This is a genomic window from Microcoleus sp. PH2017_28_MFU_U_A (genome assembly GCF_020738035.1).
In the GTDB taxonomy this organism is placed as follows: domain Bacteria; phylum Cyanobacteriota; class Cyanobacteriia; order Cyanobacteriales; family Microcoleaceae; genus Microcoleus.
In genome coordinates this window covers 1-8,363 of sequence record NZ_JAEQCX010000196.1, presented here as the reverse complement: position 1 = coordinate 8,363, position 8,363 = coordinate 1, and the positions used below count along the sequence as shown (strand labels likewise).

General features: G+C 45.1%; 6 protein-coding genes and 1 pseudogene. 2 read left to right on the top strand and 5 right to left on the bottom strand.

The genetic code is table 11. The features are described from left to right. Positions 1 to 798: 798 nt before the first annotated feature. A pseudogene (locus tag JGK14_RS33275) lies at positions 799 to 969 on the top strand (transposase family protein); the annotation flags it as partial. 64 nt (positions 970 to 1,033) lie between these two features. Here the strand turns inward: JGK14_RS33275 and JGK14_RS34165 are convergent. The 5 genes from JGK14_RS34165 to JGK14_RS33260 form a co-directional block, all read right to left on the bottom strand. Further along, positions 1,034 to 1,258, bottom strand: coding sequence for an IS1 family transposase (locus tag JGK14_RS34165; RefSeq protein WP_442921504.1), 225 nt, complete (start codon positions 1,256 to 1,258; stop codon positions 1,034 to 1,036). Beyond that, a complete protein-coding gene (locus tag JGK14_RS34160; protein WP_442921503.1) occupies positions 1,236 to 1,436 on the bottom strand; it encodes an IS1 family transposase in 201 nt (66 codons plus the stop codon). Before JGK14_RS34160 ends, JGK14_RS34165 begins: the two co-directional genes overlap by 23 nt. Then, entirely contained in the window at positions 1,429 to 1,641 is a 213-nt protein-coding gene (locus JGK14_RS34155; RefSeq protein WP_442921502.1) for a hypothetical protein, read from the bottom strand. The genes JGK14_RS34160 and JGK14_RS34155 overlap by 8 nt, the downstream gene beginning before the upstream one ends. A 470-nt stretch (positions 1,642 to 2,111) precedes the next feature. Continuing rightward, complete coding sequence (locus JGK14_RS33265) at positions 2,112 to 5,150, bottom strand: protein kinase domain-containing protein (RefSeq protein WP_325315979.1); 3,039 nt, start codon at positions 5,148 to 5,150, stop codon at positions 2,112 to 2,114. 139 nt (positions 5,151 to 5,289) lie between these two features. Next, positions 5,290 to 6,510: an RNA-guided endonuclease InsQ/TnpB family protein gene (locus JGK14_RS33260; RefSeq protein WP_325315978.1), complete on the bottom strand. Its 1,221-nt coding sequence runs from the start codon at positions 6,508 to 6,510 to the stop codon at positions 5,290 to 5,292. Between the two features lie 268 nt (positions 6,511 to 6,778). On the opposite strand from JGK14_RS33260, the gene JGK14_RS33255 reads away from it, so the two are divergent. Further along, positions 6,779 to 8,224, top strand: a complete 1,446-nt coding sequence (locus JGK14_RS33255; protein ID WP_293199302.1) for a sensor histidine kinase — start codon at positions 6,779 to 6,781, stop codon at positions 8,222 to 8,224. The last annotated feature ends 139 nt before the right edge of the window (positions 8,225 to 8,363 follow it).

Sequence of the window (8,363 nt, the reverse complement as noted above, 5' to 3'; positions counted from 1 at the left end):
CTGTGCCTTAAGTTCGCGGTGTGAACCGCTCTCTCTCTGGCGCTTTATTAATATACTTATTTCGCAAGGGCTTGTCAAGCGTTTTGCGAAAATAATTTTTATCTTTCGCTTAATCTATACACCGTAAGGTTTTTGGGTGTTCCTCGATGCTCCGAGATCCGATTGCTCGTTCCTCTTTAACGCCAGAACCTGCTTTTTTACCCCCAATGTCAGTTTTTGACCGCCGTCTGTCATGAAGGGTCGGTAGAATCGTTGAGAGGTAAAATGGCTACTACTACTATATATAGAACCCTTTTGAGATCTTTTGACGATCGCCCGCGATTGAGACCCGCTCGGGCTATGGGCAAGCGGCTAGGGGCGCTCGGCTCCGGCTACAGGCGATTGCCATCCAATTGCCCCAAATTTAAGGTGATGCGGTTTCAACCGAAATTGGAAAGGGTGATTGGTTGTCTCTGCTTACTAAATTGATGTAACCCACATTCCGCACTTTAAGTTGAAAGTAAGGATTCAGGTCTAAAAACTTGTGGCTATAACGCTTTTCTGGCAAGGGTTATAGGACAAAATAATGGTTTTTGTCTTTATCTGTTGATTGTCAGGCCTATGACCAGAAATGACAGTTTTTCGTCATAAGCTTGATAATTGGAGTTTAAACTAAGCAGGTCAAAAAGTGCGATTGCCCAAAGACTAGCTCACGTTTATCACAGGGCGAACGCATCTAAATTTTATATTAACAGAATATGGTATATTGGAGGATGGTTCTTGATTACTCAAAAAATATTTAATTAGAGTTTGCCCTGCATGAAACTTAAACCTAAAATCACCATCGCCGACCATTTTGCTGACTGAGAAGATCCAAGAATTGAGCGGACGAAACATCATCAATTAATTGATATTATTACCATCTCAATTTGTGCCGTGATTTGCGGTGCTGATACATGGGTCGATATCGAAAGTTACGGGCGAGCTAAATACGGGTAGTCCCCTGAAGGAAAGGATCGAGAGAATAAAACTGAATTCAAATAAAAGTAGGGATTTAGAGTTGTAAATTAGCATTGTAATGATGCACAAACCGCCAAATTGCGGCAATATGATTTTCTAATTTTTTAGAGAAGGCTAGGCTCTTTCTTACCAGTCGAGACACTCGTTGTCGAATAGTACAGTTGAAGCGCTCGATATAGCTAGTAAAACCACTATCTTTATCTACGCTTTGATGACGTTTGCTGGGCAATACAGAATCATAAGCACAAAACGTGGTCAGTATAAATTACTGCACATTGACGGTACACTGGTGGCATTGAATTCCATAGATATTGAGCCGATACTGCGCTACGATCTCCAATATGTACACCAACAATTTCCCTAGTCTGGGCATCCAATGCCAGCCAGACCCACTGCTGATTGCCTTTACTATCAACGAATGACCATAACTCATCCATCTGTATCTTCTGACACTTGAAGTACCCGAGCAATTCCTGCCTGAGAAATACGTTCAAGTAGCATCCGTGACATTAACTCTTTTTGTTCTTCTGTAATAGGCTGACCTGCTGGATTTAAAACAAATTGACGACCACATTCTCGGCATTTATAATGAAAGTTTATGATGCCGAGTTTGACCGTTTCGACTAACTTCTTCTGAACCACAATTAGGGCAACAATGAATTTCTAATGTCAGATCATGCAATGGCAAACACTTATTTCTAATTATAACTTACTCTGATCCTTTCCTTCAGGGCACTACCGTGAAGGCGGGTTTGATGATAGAGTATCTTGGCGAACACTCAGATGAATATTGGAATGCTTTTCCAAACCTCATCGCCCAGGAAAAATTTAAAATACCAATGACTTACAGTATAACTGCTAGGAAGTTATAGCGATGGTTGTACTTGAATTAAATGCTGGTAAATCTGTATAACAATTCGGTTGCAGCGGCGAGCGAAACTTTTTTGTCTATCGTTCAAGTTAGTTGGTTGCCGCTGAACCGAACCGTTAGATAAAATTAAGATCGATCTTCTTTGGCTGGAGTGTCACTGTAACCGTGTAAACGTCTCTAGCTGACGATCTCCGATCGCCAGCAAAGATCTCAAATGGGTTCTATAGTATTCGAGGTATTTCTAAGACAACATAGTTGGCAATTTCACTGTGACGATCGATCCAATTTCCTCCCCCGACTCAATCCTAAACTCCCCATCGTGAGCTTCCACAATCCGTTTGACGATCGCCAAACCCAATCCCGTGCCACTGGCTTTGGTTGTAAAAAAAGGCTGTGTCAATCGTGGCAAAATATCGGCAGGAATTGGCGTACCATTATGAATTTGCAGACAAACGCGGTGATGTTCGGTTCGATCGAGCTTAGTGGTAATAACATCGCCGATATCTATTGCTTCGCAGGCATTAACGATCAAATTAATGATTACTTGCTTGAATTTATCTCGATCGACCAACACATAAATCGGTTCGATCGGGATAAATTCAAGCTGTTTTCCCAAAGCCGCAGGGATAGTTTGTAAGGTACTTAACGTTTCTAAGATGAAGCTATTTAGTTCCAGTCGAGATCGATCGAGTGTCTGGGGTTTGGAATAGAGTAAAATCTGGCTCAATAAGCGTTGCAGTCGATCGGCTTCGTCTAATGAGAGAGCTAGATACTCTTGAAATCGCTCGGAGAGTTGGAGTTTTTTAAAGGCATTTAAGCCCATCAAAATCGTAGTGAGAGGATTTCGTACCTCATGGACGATCGTGGCGGCTAGTTCGCCAATTTCGGCTAGTCTAGCTAACGCTTTTTCGGCTTGTTTAAGTAGAGTAATATCAGCCGCTACCGCTAATAAGCATGGTTCGTCCTCCAAGTAGATCGCCTCGGCAGAAAACAACGTCGGGAAAATCTCCCCCGATTTACGGCGAAACGAGATCTCTAGATTGCTGACGGTACCTTGTTGCTGCAACTGTTGGGCGATCGCGATTCGATCGGCTGGATTTGCCCACACCCCCAGTTCCAGGGTACTGCGTCCGAGCATTTCCTCGCGGTGATATCCCAGCATCCGCAAGCAACTATCATTGATTTCGATGTAGCAACCATCGTTGAGGGTGCTAATGGCGATCGCATCTGGAGAGGAGCGAAACGCTGTCGAGAACTTGGTTTCCGAAACTCGCAGGGCATCTTCTACTTGCAGACGTTCCATCTCCGCTGCCGCCCGTGCTGCAAAAATCTCTAGAATTGCCTGCGTGCGCTCGTTAGATTCCATCTCCTTGTCATCTAGTACCGCCAAATGTCCCAACAGATCGCCCATCGAAGTCAATAATGGAATGCCAGCATAACTCTGTGCTTCCATTGCCTCCAATTCATCCTTTTCTTCAGGAAATAAGCTCTGGATCTGGGCGGGGAAACACTGATAGCTATTACTACCAATAATCCGCTCGCAGGGCGTACCGTGGAGAGCGTACTCGAACTCGTTGCCAAATTCATTTCCCTGCCAAAAGGCAAAACTCCGCACGCGAGTAGGTGGCGCATCCATACACTCGCTGATAAAGGCATAGCGGACATCGAGAGCTTGGGCGAGGGAACGGACAAGCGATCGAAAGAAGTCTACACCAGTTGCGGAAACGGTACCTTCAACGATCGATCTGAGGATTTGCTCAGATTTTTGGCGTTCTAAGATTTCGGATTGAAGTCTGTCGTTCGTTTGTGTCAATTCGATCGTGCGTTGCTGTACGCGCAATTCTAGTTGGTTATAGAGTTGGGCATTATCGAGAGAAATTGCTGCTTGAGTAGACAGAAACTGGATAACTTCTAATCGTTGGGGGGTAAAAATATCTGTCGTTAAATTATTTTCTAGATATAAAATACCCGCACGTTTACCCTGGTAAATCAGTGGGGTACAAAGGATTGATTTCGGCTGACGAGCGCGAATATAGGCATCTCGATCGAATCTAGAGTCTGTTACGGCTCGATTGAGGACGATGCTTTCCTGAGTGCTTGCAACATAATTGACTATCGCCAGCGAAACTAAATTTTTACCAGCTTCACTATCGAGGAGAATCGCTGGTAAAATCGATACATTTTGGGGTTCGACAATTGCGGCAATTTCTAGTTCGCCATTACTTTGCAAGAGCAAACAGCCGCGCTGTGCGCCAGAGTTTTCGATCGCGATTGTCATCAATTTTGCTAACAATTTATCTAGCACAATTTCGCCAGCAAGTGCTTGAGATGCTTTCATTAGTGCTGCTAGATCGAGTGCTGCCGATCCGGTAGTGTTACTGGTAGAAGCAAGGTGATTCTTAGTAATAGTTGAGGTTTTGTCGAGTTCGGTAACTTTTTCTGCTATACTGCTAGTTCGATCGATTCGATCCACACACGCTTGCAAATCCACCAAAATAGCATCGGTAGTTTGATAGCGATCTACGGCATTTTTTGCCATCAACTTCATCACTAAATCGGACAGTGGCAGGGGAATTGCTGGATCGATTTGATGGAGTGGGAGTGGCTCTCTGGCAAGATGACAGTGGACGAGTTCTAACGCATCCGTCGTTTCAAATGGCAGTCGATAGCTTAATAATTCATAAAATGTCACACCTAATGAATAGAAGTCAGTTCGATAATCGATCGATCGATTCATTCGCCCTGTCTGCTCTGGGGAAATATACGCAAGAGTGCCTTCGAGCAAATTGGGATCGCGAACTAGGGGATTTTCTGGCGATAGTATGGTAGCGAGTCCAAAATCAACTATCTTCACCTGTCCCGTGGTGGGATTGAAGACGATATTAGATGGATTAATATCCTTGTGGATGATGTTGTGCTGATGAATTTCTCCTAAGATTGATGTTAGCCTAATTGCTAAATTCAGAAATCCTACTAGGTTAAATGTTCGCTCGACCAGCCACATTGGAAGAGATTTTCCACCGAAATCTTCGAGGACGATGACAGAATTTTCTGGATAAGTTTCTAGAGCGTAAGCTGTAACTACACCTTGAATATTTAAGCTTCGCAAAATATCGTATTCCAACTGGAATCGATCGATCTCTTGGGGTGACTGAGATTCTCGATTCGATATTTTGAGGATGACAGGCACGAGATCCGTACAGCGTCGCGCTCGGTACAGCACCGATCTAGAGCTTTCGTAGAATTTCTCAATCGCTTGGTAGCCAGGAAAGTCAATCATGGTGCTTGCTAAATTCCTTTGAATCCCATTTTGGATTCGATCGATTGTTCGAGATCGACAGCACCGACTCGTTGCCGACAATTGGCTTGCCGTTTAATGCCTACCTGACTCAAAAATACACCCATTGACACTCCCCGTCCTATAAGGACGGGGATTCTTTCGTCACCGGGAGCGCAACCGCTTTACCCTCGGAAAGCATCTTGACCGTATGTCCTACGGCTGCAAGTCCTCTAATTAAGACTACTTGTGCTGCTGCGACATCTCTATCTGTTTGATATCCGCAATGTCCGCATGAATGAACTCGCTCGGACAGTTCTTTCTTGTCGGTTTCTGTGAGGCAATTCGGGCAAATCTGGCTGGTTTTTCTAGCATCTACCTTGAGAAAAAATACCCCGCGCTTCAAGCAGCATTGTTCAAGAATCTGGAAGAACTGCCCCCATCCCGCATCTAAACAATGTTTGCCGAGAATACCGCGAGCCAATCCTACCAAGTTTAAATTCTCAACAAACATTGAACCTGCACTGTCGCACAACTCATGAGCTAACTTCCAATAATAATCCTTGCGGATACTCGCAATTTTTTCATGCAGATTACTCACTTTTACTTGCGCTTTTTTTCGGTTTTTTGACCCTTTTACTTTTCTTGATACTCGCTGTTGCAGCAATTTAAGCTTGCGTTGGAGCGTCTGAAAAGGTCGTGGATTTGGGTAGGTTTTCCCGCTAGAAGTTGCTAGAAAGTGAAGAATTCCGACATCAATTCCAAGGAATGAACCGTGGGGCATTGCCTGCGGTACACTGACATCCCATTGCAAGGTTAGCATTACAAACCAGCCAGAAGCTCGTCTGACGATTCTAGCTTGTTTGACTGTTGCACCGCTTGGAATGGGGCGAGATTGACGAAATTTAACACTGCCTATAACAGGCAATTTTACCGTTGAGTTTTCAATCGCCCCAACACCCATCTGCGGGAACACGAAGGAACGCATAGCCCCGACTTTTTTATAGCGGGGAAATCCGTGTCCTTGTTCCCACATACTGACAAACGCTTTTTCTAAGAGACGTAAAGTTTGTTGCAGCACCTGCGATTGAACTTGCTTTAGTTGGTGGCTGCTTTTTCGATACGCAGTTAGCGCTTTACATTGGCTTGAATAGGTCGGTCTGGGTGTATCCGCTGGAATAATGTATTCCGAGTGAAGGGAACAAGCGTCAATCCGACAACTGCGAGATTTGTACCAGTCTTTACGCTCTCTCAAAGCATAGTTGTAGACACGGCGACATTGCTCCAACCAATCGTCAAAGATGGGAACTTGTGACGTTGTTGGTTTTAGCTTAAACTCATACGCCAGATTAAACAGTTGCATCACCTCCTTGCTGCATTATACATTCCTTTTACAATCCGTCAAGACACTTTGTAAAGCCGTCCTCAAAGGACGGGGCTTTAAACCCATTTTTCTGGTAAACAGAGTTTCTCATGAGAAAATGATAAGTAATTGGTAGGATAATTTCTTGAATTTCTCAGCTAATGTTTAGATCAAAATCATTTATGGCTAGGATGTCAGCGCAATAATGATAAAATAAGAATAGTGACACTCAATTTCGGTTGAAAATACTGCACCACAAGGTTTTCCAATGCAACCGATCGATAGATTTAGAGCGAAGCTCCAGAAAATCAAGCAGCAACATTTCGATCCGGCATCGTTGCAATTTCGGCTCACCGTAGAAATCTCGCTGCTGTCAATTCTGGGCTTGAGCAGCGTCGCGGTGTGGACGAGCTGGAAAATGCAGCAGCTTTTGATTACCACACATACTCAGCAAGTGGAGTATATTGCTACTCGGTTTCCCCGCGATGTCGAACTCTATAGCGAGATGTTGCCAGTTGCCACGGGGCTGCAAAAAACGATCGATAATGTCTCGGTGCCCGGATTGGCAATTTGGGTCAAAAGTACCGATGGTAAGCAGCTTCTGGCGCAATCGAGTCAAGTGAGCGATGAAGTGATGTCGATCGCCGATATGCCGCTCAAACCCCAGGTGTACCCAGTGGGCGATCGCTATCTAATTTTGTATCGGGGGGCAGTCACAGCGCGGAACAATCCCCTGGGCAAGGTCTATATGGCACAGGATGTCACATCAGAACAAAACCAACTCATTGCCGCCATCCAGGGGCTAGCTGCCGTCTGCTGTTTGGCAACCATCGCCACCATCTTTGCGATCGCCTTGCGCATTCGCCAATCGCTTCAACCGTTGCAAGAAATAAGCCAGATTGCTGGGGCGATTTCGGCAGCAGATTTGAACAAAGCCCAGTTGCAACTCACTCAGGCTCCGAGTGAAGTCAAGGAATTGGCTCAAACTTTTAATATGATGCTGGCACGGCTGGCGGATGCTTGGGAAAATCAGCGTCAGTTCGTCGGCAATGTCTCCCATGAGTTACGCACACCGTTAACGGTGGTAGTGGGTTATTTGCAAAGCGTCCTCCGCCGCAGTACCAATTTAAACGATTACCAGCAAGAAGCCCTCTCTACAGCGGCATCAGAAGCCGAGCGCACGGTGCAACTGCTTCAGGATTTGTTGAACTTAGCGCGAGCCGATAGTGGATATGCACACTACCATCTCGAACGTTTGTCACTCAATGATGTGGTAGCAGAAATCGCCCATATGACGGAGAAATATAGCGATCGAACGATCCGTGTCGAGGCGACAGCCAGTATCGAAGCAATTGCCGATCGAGACCGTCTCCAACAGGTATTAATCAATTTAATCGATAATGCGGTGAAATACTCAGCAGCAGAGCAACCGATTATCTTGAGTATCGATCGTTTTGACGGACAGGCAATGATTCGGGTACGCGATCGGGGGGTGGGGATTCCGCTTCAGGATCAAAGTCGGATTTTTGAACGTTTTTATCGGGTAGATGAAGCGCGGACTCGCTTGCCACAGGCTGGGATTCAAGTAGCTAGTGACGGACATGGATTGGGTTTGGCGATCGTCAAAACGTTGGTAGAAGGGATGGGTGGGAGTATCTCGGTGCGATCGAAGTTGGGTAAAGGTAGTGAGTTTACGATCGTTTTACCGACGTAAGTTTCGATTGCAAATATGTCGGTGTTTAGGCTCAGATAATGGGTTAGGAACTGTAACTTAATTTATGGACAAAGCTACCCATCCTTGACTATTTGGGTAGCTTTTTGAGCAAATTGTGGCCGCACGAGACTATTTGCCC